The sequence below is a fragment of the Achromobacter sp. JCM 18799 genome (assembly GCF_055395645.1).
Genome location: NZ_AP043866.1, coordinates 4,360,041 through 4,378,526 on the forward strand (window position 1 = coordinate 4,360,041; position 18,486 = coordinate 4,378,526).

Here is an 18,486-nt window from a genome sequence, read left to right on the forward strand (position 1 = left end):
CCCGGAGGCCGCTTCTTTCGATTCCGGAGCGAACCCCGGGGCACAGCTTCGCCGCTTAGTGCGAACGGCCGCCTTGGCGCAGCTTGCGCGCCGCGATGGCTTGCGCAGCCAGCATGGCGAGTTCCGCTTCGACCACGGCGATGTCCGCCTTGTCCTTGGCGTTGGCCAGGGCCTGTTCGGCCTTCTGGCGCGCTTCCAGGGCGCGGGCTTCGTCCAGGTCGGCGGCACGGATAGCCGTGTCGGCCAGAACCGTCACGCTGCCCGGCTGCACTTCCAGAATGCCCCCGGCGACGAAGATGTTTTCCTCGCCTTGGTCGGCACGAACGATCTTGACCGTCCCGGGGCGTATGCGCGAAATCAGCGGGGTGTGGCCGGGCAGAATGCCCAGTTCACCCGCTTCGCCAGGCAGCACCACGAACTTCGCCTCACCGGAGAAGATCGCTTCCTCTGCGCTGACGACATCCACATGCAGGGTAGCCATATCGGTTCCTTATTGCAGTTTCTTGGCCTTCTCGAAGGCCTCGTCGATCGAGCCGACCATGTAGAAGGCCTGTTCCGGCAGCGCATCGCACTCGCCGTTCACGATCATCTTGAAACCACGGATGGTTTCGGCCAGCGGAACGTACTTGCCGGGCGAACCGGTGAACACTTCTGCAACGTGGAACGGCTGCGACAGGAAGCGCTGGATCTTACGGGCGCGGGCCACGGCCTGCTTGTCTTCCGGCGACAGTTCGTCCATGCCCAGAATCGCGATGATGTCGCGCAGTTCCTTGTAGCGCTGCAGCGTTTGCTGCACGCCACGGGCAACGGCGTAGTGCTCTTCGCCGACGACTTGCGGGTCGAGCTGGCGGCTGGACGAATCCAGCGGGTCCACGGCCGGGTAGATACCCAGGGCGGCGATGTCACGCGACAGCACGACGGTGGAGTCCAAATGCTGGAAGGTCGTGGCAGGCGACGGGTCGGTCAAGTCGTCCGCAGGGACGTACACGGCCTGGATCGAGGTGATCGAGCCGGTCTTGGTCGACGTGATGCGCTCTTGCAGCTTGCCCATTTCTTCAGCCAGCGTGGGCTGGTAGCCCACTGCCGACGGCATACGGCCCAGCAGTGCCGACACTTCGGTACCGGCCAGGGTGTAGCGGTAGATGTTGTCCACGAAGAACAGGATGTCGCGGCCTTCGTCGCGGAACTTCTCGGCCATGGTCAGGCCGGTCAGCGCCACGCGCAGACGGTTGCCCGGGGGTTCGTTCATCTGACCGAACACCATCGCAACCTTGTCCAGAACGTTCGACTCTTCCATTTCATGGTAGAAGTCGTTGCCTTCGCGGGTACGCTCGCCCACGCCGGCGAACACCGACAAGCCGCTGTGCTGCTTGGCGATGTTGTTGATCAGTTCCATCATGTTGACGGTCTTGCCCACGCCGGCGCCGCCGAACAGGCCGACCTTGCCGCCCTTGGCGAACGGGCAAACCAGGTCAATAACCTTGATGCCGGTTTCCAGCAGTTCCACCGACGGCGACAGTTCGTCGAAACGGGGAGCCGCTTGGTGAATACCGCGCTTTTCGTCGTGCTGGATCGGGCCGGCTTCGTCGATGGGACGACCCAGCACGTCCATGATGCGGCCGAGCGTGCCGGTGCCGACGGGCACCGAGATCGGGGCGCCCGTGCCGGTGACCTTCATGCCGCGGCGCAGGCCGTCGCTGGAGCCCAGCGCAATGGTACGCACCACGCCGTCGCCCAGCTGTTGCTGCACTTCCAGCGTCAGACCCTTTTCGGCGAACGAGGAACCCTCGTCGGCCAGGGTGAGCGCTTCGTAAATCTTGGGCATGTGATCGCGGGGGAACTGAATATCCACCACGGCGCCGATGCACTGAACGATGGTTCCGTTGCTCATGTCGATTCCTTGCTTGATAGCTTGTGACGGGATGCTGCCTGCCTCAAACGGCGGCAGCGCCCCCTACGATTTCCGAAATTTCTTTGGTGATCGCGGCCTGACGGGTCTTGTTGTAGACCAGTTGCAGATCGCCGATGACCTTCTTGGCGTTGTCCGACGCCGCCTTCATGGCGACCATCCGGGCCGACTGCTCCGAAGCCATGTTCTCGGCCACGGCTTGGTACAGCAGGCCTTCAACGTAACGCTGCAGCAGGTCGTCGATCACGCTACGGGCGTCGGGTTCGTAGATGTAATCCCAGCTGTAGTCCGACTTCACTTCCGAGGTCTTGGCCAGGCTATCAGCGCCCGTCTGGTACGGATCATCCAAACCGCTGGCCAGAGGCAGCAGGCGCAAGAACAGCGGCTCCTGCTTCATCGTGTTGACGAAGCGGGTCGAAGCCACGTACAGCGCGTCGATGCGGCCTTCCAGGTAGGCGTCCAGCTGCACCTTGATCGCGCCCAGCAGGCGGTCGAGTTGCGGCTTGTCGCCCAGTTGCACTTCCTGGGAAACCAGTTTGGCGCCGATGCGCGTCAGCACGCCCACGCCCTTGTTGCCGAAAGCGGTCGCTTGCACGGCGATGCCGTTCTTCTCGAACTCTTTCAGCTTGCCCAACGTCACGCGGGTGATGTTGGTGTTCAAGCCGCCGCACAGGCCCTTGTCGGTCGTGACCATGATCACGCCGACCGCCTTGACTTCGCGTTCGACCAGGTACGGGTGGCTGTACTCGGGGTTGGCCTGCATCAGGTGCGCAGCAATCTCGCGCACCTTGGTGGCGTACGGACGGCCAGCACGCATCCGCTCCTGCGCCTTGCGCATCTTGGATGCGGCGACCATTTCCATCGCCTTGGTGATCTTGCGCGTGTTTTGCACGCTCTTGATCTTGGTTCGGATTTCCTTAATTCCGGGCATTGCGCTTTCCTGTGAAGACTGGCCGATGGGTTCCGCTGGCGCCTCATCCATCCGGGAAGGATGGGTGAGGCGTCGCGGACGCCTAACCCATCACTTTCTTAAAAAGCACCGTGCTTCTTGAATTCCTGGATGGCGGCGGCCAATTCGGCTTCGTCATCCTTGGACAGTTCCTTGGTGTCTTCGATGCGCTGGATCAGGGCCGCATGCTTGGCCTTCAGTTGATCCTTCAGCGACTTCTCGAACGACAGCACTTGGGCCACGTCCACTTCATCCAGGTAGCCGTTGTTGACCGTGTACAGCGTGACGGCCAGTTCCCACACTTGCAGCGGCTGGTATTGCGGCTGCTTGAGCAGTTCCACCACGCGCTTGCCGCGTTCCAGCTGGCGACGGGTCGCGTCGTCCAGGTCGGAAGCGAACTGCGCGAAGGCGGCCAGTTCACGGTACTGCGCCAGGTCGGTACGGATACCGCCGGACAGCTTCTTGACGACCTTGGTCTGAGCAGCGCCACCCACACGCGACACCGAGATACCGGCGTTGATTGCGGGGCGGACACCGGCGTTGAACAGGTCGGTTTCCAGGAAGATCTGGCCGTCGGTGATCGAGATCACGTTGGTCGGAACGAAGGCCGACACGTCGCCTGCCTGGGTTTCGATGATCGGCAGCGCGGTCAGCGAGCCGGTCTTGCCCTTGACGGCGCCGTTGGTGAACTTCTCGACGTACTCTTCGTTCACGCGGGCAGCGCGTTCCAGCAGGCGCGAGTGCAGGTAGAACACGTCGCCCGGGTAGGCTTCGCGGCCCGGCGGACGACGCAGCAGCAGCGACACTTGGCGATAGGCCCAGGCTTGCTTGGTCAGGTCGTCATAAACGATCAGGGCGTCTTCGCCGCGGTCGCGGAAGTATTCGCCCATCGTGCAGCCGGCGTAGGCGGCCAGGTACTGCATGGCGGCCGAGTCGGAGGCCGAAGCGGCCACGACGATGGTGTATTCCATCGCGCCGTGCTCTTCCAGCTTGCGCACCACGTTGTTGATCGTGGAAGCCTTCTGGCCGATAGCGACGTACACGCAGGTGACGCCCTTGCCCTTCTGGCTGATGATCGTGTCGACAGCGACGGCGGTCTTGCCGGTCTGGCGGTCGCCAATGATCAGTTCGCGCTGGCCGCGGCCGATCGGCACCATCGAGTCGATAGCCTTGATGCCGGTTTGCAGCGGCTGCGACACCGAGCGGCGGGCGATAACGCCAGGCGCCACTTTTTCGATGATGTCGGTGGCCTTGGCGTTGACCGGGCCCTTGCCGTCGATCGGCTCGCCCAGCGTGTTGACCACGCGGCCTTTCAGTTCGGGACCGACCGGAACTTCCAGAATGCGGCCGGTCGTCTTGACCTGGTCGCCTTCGGAAACGCCGGTGTAGTCGCCGAGAATAACGGCGCCGACGGAATCACGCTCGAGGTTGAGCGCCAGACCGAAAACGTTGTTGGGGAATTCGAGCATTTCGCCCTGCATCACGTCGGACAAGCCGTGGATGCGGGTAATACCGTCGGTCACGGACACGACGGTGCCCTGAGTACGGACATCAGCCGAAGCGCCCAGGCCCTCGATGCGGCTCTTGAGCAGTTCGCTGATCTCGGAGGGATTGAGTTGCATATTGACTCCTGGAATCCTGTTAGTTGCCTTAAGCGGCGAGCTGATCGCGCATGCGGGCCAATTGGGCTTGTACGGAAGTATCGAGCACCTGGTCACCGACGGCCACGCGCACGCCGCCGATCAGCGACGGATCAACGGTGACGCTGGGCTTGAGCTTGAGGCCGAATTTTTGTTCGAGCGCGCTGACCAGCTCTTTGACCTGGGCATCGCTCATTTCGAACGCGCTGGTAATTTCCGCCTGCGCCGTGCCGTCGTGACGATTCCGCAGCACCGCGAATTGCGCGGCGATGTCGGGCAGCAGCAGCAGCCGGTCGTTTTCGACCAGCAGCTCGATGAAATTGCGGGCGGCTTGAGGCAGTTCGGCCTTTACCAGGCCGGAGAACAGCTCGACGCGCTGCTTGTCGCCCAGACGCGGGTCGGCCATGGCCTCGCGCACGTCGGGGTTGGAGGCGACCTGAGCCAGTTCGCTGACCAGATCGGACCAGGCCGGCAAGCCGGCCTTGTCGTCGCGCGCCGCGCTGAAGAGCGCTTCAGCGTAGGGCCGGGCAACAGTGGAAAGTTCAGCCATGACGGTCCCGGATTAAAGCTGCGCGCGGAGCTGGTTGAGCAGCTCGGCGTGTGCGCGGGCGTCAACCTCGCGCTTGAGGATCTGTTCAGCACCCTTGACGGCCAGCGCAGCGACGTCGTCGCGCAGCAGGTCGCGGGCGCGCTGGACTTCCTGCGCGGCATCCTGGGCAGCCTGCGCCACGATGCGGGCGCGTTCGGCTTCCGCTTCACGGCGGGCCTGCTCGATCAGGGAGGCGGCTTGCTTCTCGGCCTCGATGATGCGGGCGTGGTTTTCGGACTTGGCAGAAGCCTCGATCAGACTGACGCGCGCCTGGGCTTGAGCCAAATCGGCTTTGCCCTTCTCGGCGGCGGCCAGGCCGTCGGCGATTTTCTGGCGGCGCTCGTCCATCGCCTTCGTCAGGGGAGGCCACACGAATTTCATCGTGAACCAGCCAAGAACGAAGAACACGAGCATCTGGAAAATGATCGTCGCGTTCAGATTCACGGTCGTTCCTTTAACACCTTGCGGCTCCGACCGCACCCGGAAAGGGGCGTCACGGAGCACTCGATACTTTGCTGGGCGGCGACGGAGCTTGCACCCGCACCGCCGCCAGCGTCATGACCCGCCTTTTCGCCGGCGGGCGGTGCCTTAGCCGACGAACGGGTTGGCGAAGGCGAACAGCATGGCGATACCCACGCCGATCAGGAATGCCGCGTCGATCAGGCCAGCCAGCAGGAACATCTTCGTTTGCAGAGCGTTCATCAGTTCAGGCTGACGAGCCGAGGCTTCCAGATACTTGCCGCCCATCAGTGCGATGCCGATGCAAGCGCCGATAGCGCCCAGACCGATGATAAGACCGCAAGCGAGGGCAACGAAAGCGACGTTGGTCATGACAACTCCTTGGTTAGAAATCTGAAGTCAAAAATTGAAAAATAAGGGGTACTGCTCAATGCAAGATAATCTTGCTATCCCGTGCTGGCCGGGTGGCCAGCACGGGAAATTCGGGGGATCAGTGGCCTTCGTGAGCCTGGCCGAGATACACCAGCGTCAGCATCATGAAGATGAAGGCCTGCAGCAGAACGATCAGGATGTGGAAGATCGCCCAGATGGAGCCGGCCAGGATGTGGCCGATGCCCAAGCCGATGCTGGCGCCGTTGAAGCCGGTCCAGGCGCCGCCCAGCAGGGCGATCAGCATGAAAATCAGTTCGCCGGCGAACATGTTGCCGAACAACCGCATGCCCAGCGACACGGACTTGGCGGCGTATTCGATCAGGTTCAGCAGCAGGTTGAACGGGGCCAGCACGATGGCGCCGATGCCATGCGCGTGGAACGGCGCGGTGAACAGTTCTTTGACGAAGCCGCCCGGGTGCTTGATCTTGATGCCGTAGTAGAACATCAGCAGCAGCACGCCCAGCGACATGCCCATCGGCACGTTCAGGTCGGCGGTCGGCAGAATGCGGTGGTAGTAGAGCGGATCGCCGTGCTCGGCGCCCAGGCCGGTCAGGCGCCAGATGGAGGGCAGCAGGTCAACGGGCAGCAAGTCCAGCGCGTTCATCAGGATGATCCAGAGGAACACGGTCAGTGCCAGCGGGGCGATGAAAAGACGGCTCTTGGCGTTGTGGACGATGCCCTTGGCCTGATCGTCGACCATGTCGACGATCATTTCCACGAAGGCCTGGAAACGGCCCGGCACGCCACTAGTGGCGCGGCGCGCAGCGCGCCACAGGAAGAAAATGACGATCAGACCCATCAGGCCGGACCAGAACAACGAGTCGTAATTGATGATGTCGAACTGAGCGATAGCGCTCTGTTTCTCACCGGTATTGTTCAGATGCACCAGGTGGTGCTGAATATACGCGGACTGAGGCGACACGTCGCTGGCAGCAGCCATTTGAATCCTACCCTATTTGCTGTGCCCGGCCCTTGCGAACCGGACGATTCCACGATTTCGTTTGCCGCAAACCTGCTCGGCGCTATGACAACTTGCGGAACATCAAGAGCAGGAGATAGCCCTTCAATGTGAGTATCAGACCGAGCAACGCGGCAGGCCATACGAGGCTATCCTGCGCCACACGCGAAAGCAGCCACAACAGCAGCGCCGTTGCGAACAACTTGATCAACTCACCAGAGAGAAAGGTAAAGGGACTGGACTTACCGGCCCGTACGCTGACAGCCAGGCGCAATGCGAACAACGCATTGGGAATGAAATACGCTCCCGCCCCCGCCAGCGCCGACCAACCTGCCGCCGCCCCTCCGACAACCCCCGCAATTACTGCTGCTGCGAGCCCCATGGCACCTTGCGCTGCCAATGCCAACAGGAGCCCGCGACTGGCTTGAGCATTCAGCGCCGCGCGATCCGCGTCACTGAGAACCAGAACTTTATCCGCCATGTCGTGGTCAAACATTGCTTGCTGCTGACCCTGACCGTCAACCGGACCCTGCCGCACTTCATGCTGCATGGAGTTCTGTTGCATCAAACTTCCTCGCTTTGCTTCTTTGCCCCTATCAGAACCGGCGCGTCTCGCTGCCCGTAGCTGCCTCCCATAGCCGGCGCCAAGTCGTTGATTTCAAAAGGCTCATCAACGCCGTGCCCGCTACTTGTCAGCCGCTACGTGTTCTTATCCCGCAAGCGTCAAACCCGCAGAGTATAGCGTGATTCTTTTTACCCTAGCAAATGAACTTTCGGCCGTTTGTAAGGCGCAAACAACGCCTGGATCGGCCGAAATTAGGGACGCGAATCACCCCTCGCAGCATGCTGAGCAAACCCTGCTCAATGAAGCGCGGCCTCCGTCACGGAGGCCGCGCTTTATACCATCAAAACAGGATCAATCCTCCTTGACCGGCGGCGGCGCCCACAGTCCGTCCAGCGCCGTATCCTGCGGCGCGTACAAACGCATGCTGAGCAGGAACGGCGCATCGGCGGCCGGCGTGGCGATCCAGTTCGAGCGCTTGCGCTCGCCGGGGTCGCGGCGCTGGATGTAGATGTCCAGCGAACCGTCGGCGTTGTACTTCAGGCCGTCGGTGCTGCGCAGCACATAGCGGTTGGCCGGATTGTCGGCGAAACCGTGCTTGTCGTCGTAGACGTGCAGCGACCAGTAGGCGTTGACCGGCGGCAGCTGGCCCTTGTCGAAGTGCAGCACGTAGTCTTCATTGGAATTCAGCGCGCGGCCTTTGGAGTCGGACACCGTGACCGGGTACAGCACGTCTTCCGGGGTCGGCGCGCCCAGGCCCGCATAGGCGATGGCGGCGCGGCGCGTGTAGTCGGTGCCATAGGTGCCGATGCCGGACAGCACGGTGCTCCAGCCGTTCATGGGCGTACCCAGGCGCGATACGCCGTCGGCGATGCGCCGGCCCGCCAGCGGCTGGGCCTGCGCCAGCGCCTGCTGCACGGCGGGACTCAGGCGACCATACGAGAACGGCTGACGGCTGTCCAAACCGATGCGGCGCATGCGATCCAGAATGGGCGTGTCGTTGGCATGCGGCGGGTTGTTGCGCATCACGTCGAAGAACAGCGTGAAGAACGAGGCCGCGTCCATGCCGGCGGCCTGTTCGGCCGGCGTGCCGTCGGGCACGGTCACGGGCATGGGCGGCGGCAGGTCGCTGCCGATCGGCGCCGACCCCACGCCGGCCCCGGTCTGCGGATAGGCGCTGCGGGAACCGCGGTTGGCTGCGGGCCTGGCGGTGACGGGCGCGGCCATCGGGCTGGCGGTCATGCCGGCCTGGATCTGATTGACGGCGGCATAGTCCTGCGGACCGCCCGCCTGGGTCCAGCCGATCAGCCAGCCGGTAGCCGTAGGGCTGTGGATCACGTCCATGCCGGGGGGCACGCTGCCCTGCCAGCCAGGGCCGACGATGGCGAAGGACTGGGCGCCGCTACCGTTGGTGCGCGTGCCGCGCGAGGCGAATACGTCGCTCCACATGTCCAGCGCCGACAACACCATATAGCGGTCGCCGGTCGCGGGCAGGTTCACGATCAGCGGAACGCGCGACACGTCGAACCACAGGCTCGAATAGAGCGCATCGGCGCTGGGCCAGGGCACGTCGCCCGCGCGCGGATCGGGGAAGGCGGCCTTGTGGCCGAACTGGTTCACCGGCGCCTTGCCGTCCAGCGGCGTCTGCACGGCCGTGGCCTTACGCCGGGCCAATTCCATCAGCACCATCGGATAGGCATAGACATAGGCGTCGATGGCGATGTCGCGCAGCTCTTGCTCGCTCATCTGCGCCGCGGGCGCGGAGGCGGCCGGATACGGCGTCTCGGACACCAGGCGCAACGAGGGGCGCGGCGATTGCGCCTGGGCGGCGGTAACGAAGCAGGCGCTGAGCGCGCCGGCAAGGACCGCGGCGGACCAGCGGCGGGTAGCGATGGATGTACGCATGCAAGGCTCCTTATTGATTTTTTCTGCAAGCGAGCCGCCGCGCCGGACTTGCCAGTTCGGGCAAGCCTCTCTGGCGCGGCACCTCGCGGTGACGCTTTTTCAGGATAGGGCCGAACTCTGCAACAAGGTGCTGCCGAACCGTTTCAAGGCGCAACGCCCCTCATGCGCTTGAAGGCATGCAAAAAAAACGCGCCCTGGGAGGGCGCGCGGGGCGGATCCTGGCGTACCCGGGCTGGCCGCCCGGGCGTAACAAGGATTAACGGTGTTTGAAATCCGGTTTGCGCTTTTCGGTGAACGCGGCCATGCCTTCCTTCTGGTCTTCCGTGGCGAACAGCGAATGGAACACGCGGCGCTCGAACAGCAGGCCTTCGTTGAGCGAGCCTTCGAAGGCGCGGTTGACGCACTCCTTGGCCATCATGACCGACGGCAAGGACATGGAGGCGATGACGGTGGCCGCGTCCATGGCTTCTTCCATGAGCTTGTCGGCCGGCACCACGCGCGACACCAGGCCGGCGCGTTCCGCTTCTTCGGCGCCCATCATGCGGGCGGTCAGCGCCAGGTCCATGGCCTTGGCCTTGCCCACCGCGCGCGGCAGGCGCTGGGTGCCGCCGGCGCCCGGGATCACGCCCAGCTTGATTTCGGGCTGGCCGAACTTGGCGGTGTCGGCGGCGATGATGATGTCGCACATCATGGCCAGTTCGCAGCCGCCGCCCAGGGCGTAACCGGCCACGGCGGCGATCACGGGTTTGCGGATGCGCTTGAGCGTTTCCCAGTTGCGCGTGATGTATTCGCTGCCATACACGTCCATGTATGACCAGTCTTTCATGGCGCCGATGTCGGCGCCGGCGGCGAAGGCCTTTTCGCTGCCGGTGATGACCACGGCGCCGATATCGGCGTCCGCTTCGAACGCCAGCAGGGCCGCGCCGAGCTCATCCATCAGTTGATCGTTCAAGGCGTTCAGGGCCTTGGGGCGGTTCAGCGTCAGCAGGCCGACGCGGCCCCGGGTTTCGACCAGCACAAACGACTCGCTCATTGATGTCTCCGAATAAGTATGAAAGTAAGATATGGCCATGGAAAAAGACTACGCTTTGCCGCTACTTTACCGCCTCGCGCCCCATGATCCGGCCGGACACCGCTACCGGATAACCCTAAGCATCGCAGCGCCCTCCCCCGACGGCCAGCGCCTGTCGCTGCCGGCCTGGATTCCGGGCAGCTATCTGATCCGCGATTTCTCGCGCCAGATCGAATCGCTGACGGCCCATTCGGGCACGCGGCGCGTGCCTGTCGAGAAGATCGACAACCATACCTGGCAGGCTGCGCCCTGCGAGGGTCCGCTGCGGGTGGAGTACGAGGTCTATGCCTGGGATCTGTCGGTGCGCGGCGCGCACCTGGACGAGACCCACGGCTTTTTCAACGGCACCAGCGTGTTCCTGCGGGTTCATGGCCAGGACCACCTGCCCTGCCTGGTGGACCTGGCGCCACCGCGCTCGATTCCGGGCTGGAAGGTCTACACCAGTCTGCCGGAAGCGCGCGGCCACAAGGGCGCCGCGCGCCGCCATGGTTTCGGGCTGTATTTGGCGCCGGACTATGACGCGCTGATCGATCATCCGGTGGAAATGGGCACGCCGCAGGTATCGAGCTTCACGGCGCATGGCGCCGAACATGAACTGGTGTTCACCGGGGTTACGCCCAACCTGGACCTGGCACGCATCACGGAAGACGTGCGCAAGATCTGCGAAACGCAGATTGCGTTCTTCGAGCCGCGCACCAAGCGCGCGCCTTTCCTGGACAGCTCGGACCGCTACGTGTTCATGACCATGGTCACGGGCGACGGCTATGGCGGGCTGGAGCATCGCGCCAGCACGGCGCTGATGACGGCGCGCAAGGATCTGCCGGTGATGGGCCAGCAAGGCCAGGGCGAAGGCTATCGCGGCTTTCTGGGCCTGGTGAGCCATGAGTATTTCCATACCTGGAACGTCAAACGGATCAAGCCGGACGCCTTTGTTCCCTATGATCTCTCGCAGCCCGACCTGACGCGCCTGCTGTGGGTGTTCGAGGGCTTCACGTCCTATTACGACGATCTGCTGCTGTTGCGTTCGGGCGCGATCACGCAACCTGACTATCTGCGGCTGCTGGCCAAGACCATCACCAGCGTGGCGCGTACGCCAGGGCGGTTGAAGCAGTCGGTGGCGGAGAGTTCGTTCGATGCCTGGACGCGTTATTACAAGCAGGATGAAAATTCACCGAATGCGCTGGTCAGCTATTACACCAAGGGTGCGTTGGTGGCGCTGGGACTGGATCTGCTGATCCGCCGGGAAACGGACGGTGCGCACTCGCTGGACGATGTGATGCGTCTGCTGTGGAGCCGCTATGGGCGTGATTTCTATCAGGGCAAGCCGCAAGGGTTGCCGGAGGATGGGCTGCCGGCGCTGATCCTCGAAGCCACGGGCGTGGATACACGGCGCTTCATCGCGCGCCATGCCTATGGAACGGCGGATGTGCCGCTGGCGGAGCTGCTGGAGCCGCAGGGCATCAAGCTGCAATGGAAGACGGCGGCCAACATTCCTTCGCTGGATGTGCGTACGCGCAAGCAGGGGGAATCGCTGGTGCTGGCGACGGTACTGGAGGGCGGCACGGGGCACAAGGGCGGGTTGTCGGCGGGGGATGTGCTGGTGGCGGTGGACGGCTTGCGGGTGGATGCGCCGGCGGGGCTGGAACTGCTATTGGCGCAGTACCGGGCGGGGGATCGCGTGACCGTGCATGTATTCCGGCGGGATGAGTTGAGAGCGTTCCGGGTGCGGTTGGGTGCGCCGGAGGCTTTGGATTGCGTGTTGACGGGCTGAGTTGTTTTGCTTTGCTTGGTTTTCTTGGGGCCGTCTTTTTGTGAGACGGTCCCTTGTTTTTGGGGCCGGTCTTTGTGTTCTTAAGACGCCTGGCACGGCGGCCCGGCCGGTGGCGCGGGGCAACGATTGCGGTCCGGAGCGTTCGCTCCGGACTGCCCCTGCGTCATCCTCGTCACCGCCTGCGGCGGTTCCTTCGGATTCCCTTGGGCTTATCGACGCCCCGCGCCACCGGCCGGGCCGCCGCGCCAGGCTGTGCTGTTTGAATCTTGGCGAGCGCTGGGGCGGGTGGTGTGCTTGGCGTTTTGGCCACGGCTGGCGGATGGGTGGTGTGTCTTGCGGGGTCCGCCCCAGGGCGGCCGCGCGGGCGGCCTTCTGGGGCTTATGCGGTGTCTTGCGATCGGTGATGGCGCTGCGCGCTGGTTGATGCTGCTTCTGAATTTGGCGGGTCTCTCGGCGCGTCGAATGAACGCTTGCGGTTGTCACTCTTCCTTCATTTGCGCCGCCGTCTGCAAGAACGTATCCAGCGCGCGTCTCCTGCCTTGCCGGCGGGTGACGGCATAGACCATGGCGCGGGCGATGTCGGCGGGCAACGTGCAAACAGCAATGCGGTCGGTGGCGTGGCGGCAGGCGGAACGCGGCACCAAGGCAACGCCCAGGCCGGCGGCGACCAGTGCCAATTGGGCGGGGACTTCGGCGACGGTTTGGGCGGCTGACAGCGGCAGGCCGGCGCGGGCGCAGGTTTCGGCCAAGGTGCGGGCGAAGGCGGAGGTGTCCTGGCGCAGCATGACGAAGGCTTCGCCGGCGAGGTCGCCGAGTGCCAGCCGCTTGCGGGCGGACAGCGGGTGGCCCTTGGGGAGCACGGCCACGACGGGATCGGGCCATAGGGGCATGGACTGCAGTTCTTCATCGTCGACGGCGGTGCGCGAGATGCTGACGTCGATGCGGTGTCCGCGCAGCGCGTCCAGCTGCGCGGCGGGGTTCATTTCGTTGAGCAGGACCGAGACCTGGGGATGGGAGGCCTTGTAGCGGGCGATCAGCGCCGGCACGGGGCCCATGAAGTGCGAGCCGGACAGGCCGACCTCGATGCGGCCCGCCAGGCCCTGGTCCACGGCGCGGGCGCGGACGGTGGCGTCCTTCAGGCTGGCGAGGAGCGCGCGCACGTCGTTGAGGAAGGCTTCGCCGGCCTCGGTCAGGGTCACGCGGCGGTTGTTGCGGTCGAACAGCTTGACCTCGAGTTCGCGCTCCAGCTGGGCAATCTGCAGGCTGAGCGGCGGTTGCGAGATGTGCAGGCGCGCCGCGGCCCGGGTGAAGTTCAGCTCTTCGGCCAGCACGGCGAAATAACGGAGTTGGCGGATTTCCATGGCGGCCAGTTATTTGGGAAAGATATCAAACCAGATAAAAACTATATTGGAAAATATCGTTCCCGGCGACCAGAATAAGTCCTGCCGATAGAGCACACGACAAACATCCGGGGACCTGCCATGAGACCAGCGCTCGCCGCCGCAGGCACCGCCACCGGCTGACATCCGCATTCCGCATTGCCGAGTTCCCGCGCGCCGCAGCGGGCCGGCCCTCTTACGCCTTTCGAGGAGCATCGCCATGACCACATCCCCCCGCGCCCTGCGCATCGGCCAGATCGTCCCCAGTTCCAACACCACCATGGAAACGGAGATCCCGGCCATGCTGCGCCTGCGCGAGACCATCGCGCCGGAGCGCTTCACCTTCCATTCCAGCCGCATGCGCATGAAGCAGGTGACGGCGGCGGAACTGGCGTCGATGGACCGGGAGTCGGACCGTTGCGCGCAGGAGCTGTCCGATGCGCGCGTGGACGTGCTGGGCTATGCCTGCCTGGTGGCGATCATGAGCCAGGGGCTGGGCTATCACCGCGTCTCGCAGGAGCGCCTGCACCAGGCCACGGTGGACAACGGCGCGCCGGCGCCGGTGATTTCCAGCGCGGGCGCGCTGGTGGAAGGCCTGCACGCCATCGGCGCCCGCAAGGTCGCGATCCTGACGCCCTACATGAAGCCGCTGACCAAGCTGGTGGTGGACTACATCGAGAACGAAGGCATCGAGGTGCAGGACAGCCTGTCGCTGGAGATTCCCGACAACCTGAAGGTTGGCGCGCAGGATCCGATGGCGCCGGCCAGCCATGTGGATCGCCTGAACACGCGCGGCGTGGACGCGGTGGTGCTGTCCGCCTGCGTGCAGATGCCGTCCCTGGCGTCGATCCAGCCGGTGCAGGACCGCCTGGGTCTGCCGGTGGTGACAGCGGCCGCGGCCACCGTCTACCGCATGCTGAAGGTGCTGGACCTGGAAGCGCGCGTGCCCAATGCGGGCGAACTGCTGACGGGCAAGTACTGAGGCTGCGCGGCGCGTCCTACTTGCCCAGCGACAGGATTTCGTTGGCGTTGACGATGGCGCCGGCGATCTCTTCGGTGGTGACGCGCTTGTTCATGGCCTGCTCGCGGATCAGGTCGTAGGCCTGGTCCTCGGTGACGTTGCGCGTGCGCATGAGGATGCTCTTGGCTTCCGCGATGCGGCGCACGCCCAGCAGTTTTCCCTCCAGCTTGCGCAGGCGCCGGGCATGCGACTTGATGTCGTCGTAGACCTGGCGCGCCACCACCAATGACGACAACAGGCCGAACGAGCGCACGGGCGAAGGCAGCACCGCTTTCGCGCCGATGCGCAACACCGCCTCGACGATGGTTGGATTCTCGTAGGTGACGATGGCGATGACCATGGGCGCGTCTTCACTCTTGGCCCACTCGAAACCCAGGTCGATCACGTCCGGACGCACGGCCAGGAACACCGCATCCAGCCCTTCGGGCAAGGTGGGCGCCGGAGGCCAGAAGGTCTGCACCTGGCAGCCGATCCGTTGCAGCTGCTGCGTCAATTGGCGGCCATCGGCATCGTCGGGGTGATAGACGGCGATCCGCAGCGTGCGCAGGTCCTTGAGCAGGGATGGCGTCGCGCGCTCCGCGCGCTGGCGGCTGGCGGTATCGCCCATCAGATATCCAGCGAACTCAGGGTGGCCGTCCAGTCGCCCAGCGAATGGGTGACCAGGTACGGATCGGGATGCACGGACCGCGTGGCCTCGCGCACGATGGTGAATTGGCCCTTGGCGTTGACCCTGCCGACACGCGGATACAGGCAGGTGTGGTGGTTGGTGGGGTCGATGCGCACGCGGCCCTGCGGCGCCTGGAATTCGCTTTGCAGCACGCGCGGAAGGATCTGCGCGATCTCGTCGGTGCCGGTGTCGCGAAAGGCGTTGGCGAAGATGTGCATCTGGAAGTACGCCGCTTCCCAGCAGAGGTTGGGCACGCAGTCATGGCCGAAGCGCCGCCGCAATCGTTCCAGGCAGCGCCGGTTGATATCGGAATCGATGGATTGGAAATACGGCGCCGAAGTGAAGTGGCCGGCCGCCACCTCGGGCTCCATCTGCGAGATCTCCGCTTCGGAGGTTGTCAGGCTGGCGATGGGCATGGTCTTCGGATCGAAGCCCGCATCCGCATAGGCGCGGTACAGGCAGGCCGTGGAATTGCCCACCACGGTGGAGAAGATGAAGTCCGGCCGCTTGTTGCGGATGTCGTCCAGGATCTCCCGGTAGTCGCGCTCCGTCGCGGTCAAGGGCACGTAGCGTTCGCCCAGTTTGGCGCTGTCCTGCCGCTGCAGCACCAGTTCGCCCATGATGCGGTTGGACTCGTAGGGATAGATGTAGTCCGAACCGATCAGGTAGACCCGCGCGCCGAAGTTTGCGGTCATGAATTCCGCCAGCTGCACGCTGTTCTGGTTGGGCGCGGCGCCGGTGTAGATGATGTTGTTCGAAAACTCGAACCCTTCGTACAGCGTCGGATAGAACAGCAGGCGGTTCCATTTCTCGACCACCGGCAGCACCGCCTTGCGGCTGCTGGACATGTAGCAGCCGAATATGACGTTGACGCGGTCTTGCGTGATGAGTCTTTCGGCCAGCACGCTATAGGTGGCGGGGTCGGACCTCGGGTCGTAGCGCACCGGCACGATCTCGCGGCCATCCACCCCGCCCGCCTCGTTGATCTCGTCGATGGCCAGCAAGGTGCCATGCAGCTGGGACCGGCCTATGGTCGATGTGGCACCTGTTTCGGAAAACAACACGCCTACGCGGATAGGATCTTTGTTTGCCATGATCGGGAGGCCCGCTGGCGCGGACATCCATCCTTTGTCGAGTTCATCAGTTTCAGCACAGCCGCAGCCGCCGTCAACACGTGGATTCCTGGGGTGGTCATGCCGCCGTCCTGGCATAGGCGCGGATCAGCGCCTGCGGCAATGCCGCCGGGCTTGTCACGATCCGGTAACCGCGAAAACCGAACATCGCGCGCAGCTGCGGTTCGGCCTGCGCGTCCAACGCGACGCAATGCACGCTGACGCCTCGCCCGCGCAGTTCCAGCACCGCCTCGCGGGCATCGTCCACCAGATAGCGCGGGTCGTGCACGTCGATATCGGAGGGTTCGCCATCGGTCACGACGATGATGGCGCGCCGCTCTCCCGGCACCTGCAGCGCCAGCGCGCCGGCATGCCGCAACGCCGCGCCCAGGCGCGTCGAATAACGGGCCTGGGCCCCGCCTATGCGGCCCAACGCGGCCGCGATCGGGGCCCCGGCCTCCAGCAGGCGGTAGTAGTACACCGCCGCCCGCGTGTCCGAGCAAAAGCCGTGCACGGCAATCCGGTCGCCGTCGCCTGAGGTGGCCTGCGCCAGCAGCATTGCCGCGCGCTTCTCCAGGTCCAGCACCGCCGCCCCTGCGTCGGACGCCAGGTCGTTGGCCGACGCCGACAGGTCCAGCAGCACCAGCGTGCTGCTGGCGCAGGGCTGGCTGCCGGGCCGCATGAAGAAGCGGGCGTCGGGGGCCAGGTCCAGGCGCCGGTCGATCAAGACCTCGATCGCGGCGTTCAGGTCGATGTCATCGCCCTCCCATTGGCGCCTCAAACGGCGCGCGCGGCTCAGGCGGCGCGACTGCGGCAGGGCCAGGCGCTGCGCAGGCCCGGCGGGCGCGGGCGGCGGCGTGCCGGTCCAACCCGGCAGCTTCTCGATCACGGTGCACCAGTCCGGCCGGCTGCGGCCCAGCTTGTAGTCCCATTCGGGATATCGGTAGCGTCCCAGCTCCGTTTCGTCGGCGGCTGGCGCCGGCTCGTCCTGGCCTTGCGGTGCGGCGTCGCGCCGCTCGGGCGCCACACCCTGCGATCCCAGGGTCAGCTCAGGCGGCGGCTCTGCCGCGTCGCCGTAGTCCCACAGATAGGCGTTGTCGTCACGATAGGGCACGGGCACGGCGTACTGCTGCGGGTTGAAGCGCACCCGCATCTGGCCCAGGTCGTTGGCCAGCACCGACGCCAGGCGGCGAAAGGCCGCCGTGTCGCGCAGGTCGGCGGCTTGCGCCTCGAACAGCGCCCGCGCCTTGTTCACCCAATGGTTGTCGTCGTGCAGCGACGGATCCATCAATAGCCGGCTCATGCGCTGGATCAGCGCCGCGAATCCCAGGTCCGCCGGATCGGGCGGCGGCGGCACGAAGGGCCGGAACCAGCGGCGCACGCCGGGATAGTCGGCCGCCAGCAGCCGCTCCACCCGCGCATCCTCGATAGCCGACACCACTGCGACGCCCATGGGCTTGAGGCTCAGTACCGGCTGCGTGGCCGGCGAGTAGCGCAGATGGGCCGCGGCATGCGCCACGGCCGCGCGGTACAACGCCCGGCGGTCGGCGCCGTCCAGCACGGTATAGCTGTCCGGCACCAGCAAATGCGAAGGCGCGAGGATGGGGCGCGACGGCGGCCCGTCCAGCGTCGGACGCCGCAAGGCCTCGACCGCCATCGCCCTGCCTGCGAGGCCGCACAAGAGCCACGACAGCCCCGCCTGCGCGGCTTCCAGCTCCTGCGCGCCCGCTTCGCTGTTCAAGGCCTCGCGGGCATAGGCATCGCGCAGCTGGAAATAGGCGCGCAGCGGACCGGGCTGGCGCTCGTAGCGCCGCAGGCCGGCCAGCATCCAGCGCCCCAGCCCGCCGGCCGTCAGCTTCGCCATCAACTGGTCGAAGCGCTCCGCCACCGCGGCGGCGCAATCGGGGTCTTCACGGTGCAGCGCTTCGATCCAGCGCCGCGCTTGAACCGCCTGGTCCTCGCCGCCGCGCGCGGCCAGCCGGCGCAGCTTGTCGCCCAGCGTGCCGGCCAGGCGTGCGCCAGCGCCGGCCCCTTCACCCGCGGACAGGACGGCTCGCATGT

17 protein-coding genes are annotated in these 18,486 nt (G+C 65.0%); 2 read left to right on the forward strand and 15 right to left on the reverse strand.

Annotated elements, in window-relative coordinates; translation table 11 throughout:
* Window positions 1–55 precede the first annotated feature (55 nt).
* From ACZ5YA_RS20515 to ACZ5YA_RS20565, 11 genes are all read right to left on the reverse strand, one after another.
* The gene (locus ACZ5YA_RS20515) at window positions 56–481 is read right to left on the reverse strand and encodes a F0F1 ATP synthase subunit epsilon (protein WP_013391134.1); all 426 of its coding nucleotides are present in this window, start codon (window positions 479–481) and stop codon (window positions 56–58) included.
* 9 nt (window positions 482–490) lie between these two features.
* Window positions 491–1,891 carry a F0F1 ATP synthase subunit beta gene (atpD, locus tag ACZ5YA_RS20520; protein WP_059377274.1) on the reverse strand — a complete coding sequence of 467 codons (1,401 nt, stop codon included), beginning with the start codon at window positions 1,889–1,891 and terminating at the stop codon, window positions 491–493.
* Between the two features lie 43 nt (window positions 1,892–1,934).
* A complete protein-coding gene (gene atpG, locus ACZ5YA_RS20525) occupies window positions 1,935–2,840 on the reverse strand; it encodes a F0F1 ATP synthase subunit gamma (protein WP_054455186.1) in 906 nt (301 codons plus the stop codon).
* 98 nt (window positions 2,841–2,938) lie between these two features.
* On the reverse strand, window positions 2,939–4,480 hold the full coding sequence (gene atpA / locus ACZ5YA_RS20530) for a F0F1 ATP synthase subunit alpha (protein WP_054455187.1): 1,542 nt from the start codon (window positions 4,478–4,480) through the stop codon (window positions 2,939–2,941).
* Between the two features lie 28 nt (window positions 4,481–4,508).
* Window positions 4,509–5,048 (reverse strand): F0F1 ATP synthase subunit delta, encoded by a 540-nt coding sequence (locus ACZ5YA_RS20535; protein WP_059377271.1) that lies wholly within the window; start codon window positions 5,046–5,048, stop codon window positions 4,509–4,511.
* Window positions 5,049–5,060: 12 nt separating this feature from the next.
* Window positions 5,061–5,531: a F0F1 ATP synthase subunit B gene (locus ACZ5YA_RS20540; protein WP_013391129.1), complete on the reverse strand. Its 471-nt coding sequence runs from the start codon at window positions 5,529–5,531 to the stop codon at window positions 5,061–5,063.
* Window positions 5,532–5,675: 144 nt separating this feature from the next.
* On the reverse strand, window positions 5,676–5,918 hold the full coding sequence (atpE, locus tag ACZ5YA_RS20545; RefSeq protein WP_003815363.1) for a F0F1 ATP synthase subunit C: 243 nt from the start codon (window positions 5,916–5,918) through the stop codon (window positions 5,676–5,678).
* A gap of 118 nt (window positions 5,919–6,036) precedes the next feature.
* Entirely contained in the window at window positions 6,037–6,918 is an 882-nt protein-coding gene (gene atpB, locus ACZ5YA_RS20550) for a F0F1 ATP synthase subunit A (RefSeq protein WP_054455191.1), read from the reverse strand.
* 82 nt (window positions 6,919–7,000) lie between these two features.
* The gene (locus ACZ5YA_RS20555) at window positions 7,001–7,417 is read right to left on the reverse strand and encodes an ATP synthase subunit I (protein WP_347881390.1); all 417 of its coding nucleotides are present in this window, start codon (window positions 7,415–7,417) and stop codon (window positions 7,001–7,003) included.
* A gap of 435 nt (window positions 7,418–7,852) precedes the next feature.
* A complete protein-coding gene (locus tag ACZ5YA_RS20560; protein ID WP_464091157.1) occupies window positions 7,853–9,403 on the reverse strand; it encodes a DUF1254 domain-containing protein in 1,551 nt (516 codons plus the stop codon).
* Between the two features lie 256 nt (window positions 9,404–9,659).
* Window positions 9,660–10,436, reverse strand: coding sequence for an enoyl-CoA hydratase (locus ACZ5YA_RS20565; protein WP_054455195.1), 777 nt, complete (start codon window positions 10,434–10,436; stop codon window positions 9,660–9,662).
* A gap of 31 nt (window positions 10,437–10,467) precedes the next feature.
* On the opposite strand from ACZ5YA_RS20565, the gene ACZ5YA_RS20570 reads away from it, so the two are divergent.
* Window positions 10,468–12,246, forward strand: a complete 1,779-nt coding sequence (locus tag ACZ5YA_RS20570) for a M61 family metallopeptidase (protein ID WP_464091158.1) — start codon at window positions 10,468–10,470, stop codon at window positions 12,244–12,246.
* 479 nt (window positions 12,247–12,725) lie between these two features.
* On the opposite strand, the gene ACZ5YA_RS20575 is transcribed toward ACZ5YA_RS20570, so the two are convergent.
* Window positions 12,726–13,607 (reverse strand): LysR substrate-binding domain-containing protein, encoded by an 882-nt coding sequence (locus ACZ5YA_RS20575; protein WP_059377260.1) that lies wholly within the window; start codon window positions 13,605–13,607, stop codon window positions 12,726–12,728.
* Window positions 13,608–13,845: 238 nt separating this feature from the next.
* Here ACZ5YA_RS20575 and ACZ5YA_RS20580 point away from each other — a divergent pair, with 238 nt between their 5' ends.
* The gene (locus tag ACZ5YA_RS20580; RefSeq protein ID WP_286012378.1) at window positions 13,846–14,607 is read left to right on the forward strand and encodes a maleate cis-trans isomerase family protein; all 762 of its coding nucleotides are present in this window, start codon (window positions 13,846–13,848) and stop codon (window positions 14,605–14,607) included.
* A 16-nt stretch (window positions 14,608–14,623) separates the two neighbouring features.
* Here ACZ5YA_RS20580 and ACZ5YA_RS20585 read toward each other — a convergent pair whose 3' ends face one another.
* The 3 genes from ACZ5YA_RS20585 to ACZ5YA_RS20595 all read right to left on the reverse strand — a co-directional run bounded on the left by ACZ5YA_RS20585 (window position 14,624) and on the right by ACZ5YA_RS20595 (window position 18,484).
* Window positions 14,624–15,253, reverse strand: a complete 630-nt coding sequence (locus ACZ5YA_RS20585; RefSeq protein ID WP_054455204.1) for an ANTAR domain-containing response regulator — start codon at window positions 15,251–15,253, stop codon at window positions 14,624–14,626.
* Window positions 15,253–16,407: a transporter substrate-binding domain-containing protein gene (locus ACZ5YA_RS20590; protein WP_059377640.1), complete on the reverse strand. Its 1,155-nt coding sequence runs from the start codon at window positions 16,405–16,407 to the stop codon at window positions 15,253–15,255. The genes ACZ5YA_RS20585 and ACZ5YA_RS20590 overlap by 1 nt, the downstream gene beginning before the upstream one ends.
* Before the next feature lie 97 nt (window positions 16,408–16,504).
* Window positions 16,505–18,484: a nitric oxide reductase activation protein NorD gene (locus ACZ5YA_RS20595; RefSeq protein WP_464091159.1), complete on the reverse strand. Its 1,980-nt coding sequence runs from the start codon at window positions 18,482–18,484 to the stop codon at window positions 16,505–16,507.
* Window positions 18,485–18,486 lie beyond the last annotated feature (2 nt).

What these genes read in the sequence shown, in the direction of transcription:
- atpD (WP_059377274.1), bottom strand. Translation starts at nt 1,891, where the DNA reads ATGAGCAACGGAACCATCGTTCAGTGCATCGGCGCCGTGGTGGATATT.
- ACZ5YA_RS20560 (WP_464091157.1), bottom strand. Translation starts at nt 9,403, where the DNA reads ATGCGTACATCCATCGCTACCCGCCGCTGGTCCGCCGCGGTCCTTGCC.
- ACZ5YA_RS20565 (WP_054455195.1), bottom strand. Translation starts at nt 10,436, where the DNA reads ATGAGCGAGTCGTTTGTGCTGGTCGAAACCCGGGGCCGCGTCGGCCTG.
- ACZ5YA_RS20575 (WP_059377260.1), bottom strand. Translation starts at nt 13,607, where the DNA reads ATGGAAATCCGCCAACTCCGTTATTTCGCCGTGCTGGCCGAAGAGCTG.
- atpA (WP_054455187.1), bottom strand. Translation starts at nt 4,480, where the DNA reads ATGCAACTCAATCCCTCCGAGATCAGCGAACTGCTCAAGAGCCGCATC.
- atpB (WP_054455191.1), bottom strand. Translation starts at nt 6,918, where the DNA reads ATGGCTGCTGCCAGCGACGTGTCGCCTCAGTCCGCGTATATTCAGCAC.
- atpG (WP_054455186.1), bottom strand. Translation starts at nt 2,840, where the DNA reads ATGCCCGGAATTAAGGAAATCCGAACCAAGATCAAGAGCGTGCAAAAC.
- ACZ5YA_RS20595 (WP_464091159.1), bottom strand. Translation starts at nt 18,484, where the DNA reads ATGCGAGCCGTCCTGTCCGCGGGTGAAGGGGCCGGCGCTGGCGCACGC.
- atpE (WP_003815363.1), bottom strand. Translation starts at nt 5,918, where the DNA reads ATGACCAACGTCGCTTTCGTTGCCCTCGCTTGCGGTCTTATCATCGGT.
- ACZ5YA_RS20555 (WP_347881390.1), bottom strand. Translation starts at nt 7,417, where the DNA reads ATGGCGGATAAAGTTCTGGTTCTCAGTGACGCGGATCGCGCGGCGCTG.
- ACZ5YA_RS20580 (WP_286012378.1), top strand. Translation starts at nt 13,846, where the DNA reads ATGACCACATCCCCCCGCGCCCTGCGCATCGGCCAGATCGTCCCCAGT.
- ACZ5YA_RS20590 (WP_059377640.1), bottom strand. Translation starts at nt 16,407, where the DNA reads ATGGCAAACAAAGATCCTATCCGCGTAGGCGTGTTGTTTTCCGAAACA.
- ACZ5YA_RS20570 (WP_464091158.1), top strand. Translation starts at nt 10,468, where the DNA reads ATGGCCATGGAAAAAGACTACGCTTTGCCGCTACTTTACCGCCTCGCG.
- ACZ5YA_RS20515 (WP_013391134.1), bottom strand. Translation starts at nt 481, where the DNA reads ATGGCTACCCTGCATGTGGATGTCGTCAGCGCAGAGGAAGCGATCTTC.
- ACZ5YA_RS20585 (WP_054455204.1), bottom strand. Translation starts at nt 15,253, where the DNA reads ATGGGCGATACCGCCAGCCGCCAGCGCGCGGAGCGCGCGACGCCATCC.
- ACZ5YA_RS20535 (WP_059377271.1), bottom strand. Translation starts at nt 5,048, where the DNA reads ATGGCTGAACTTTCCACTGTTGCCCGGCCCTACGCTGAAGCGCTCTTC.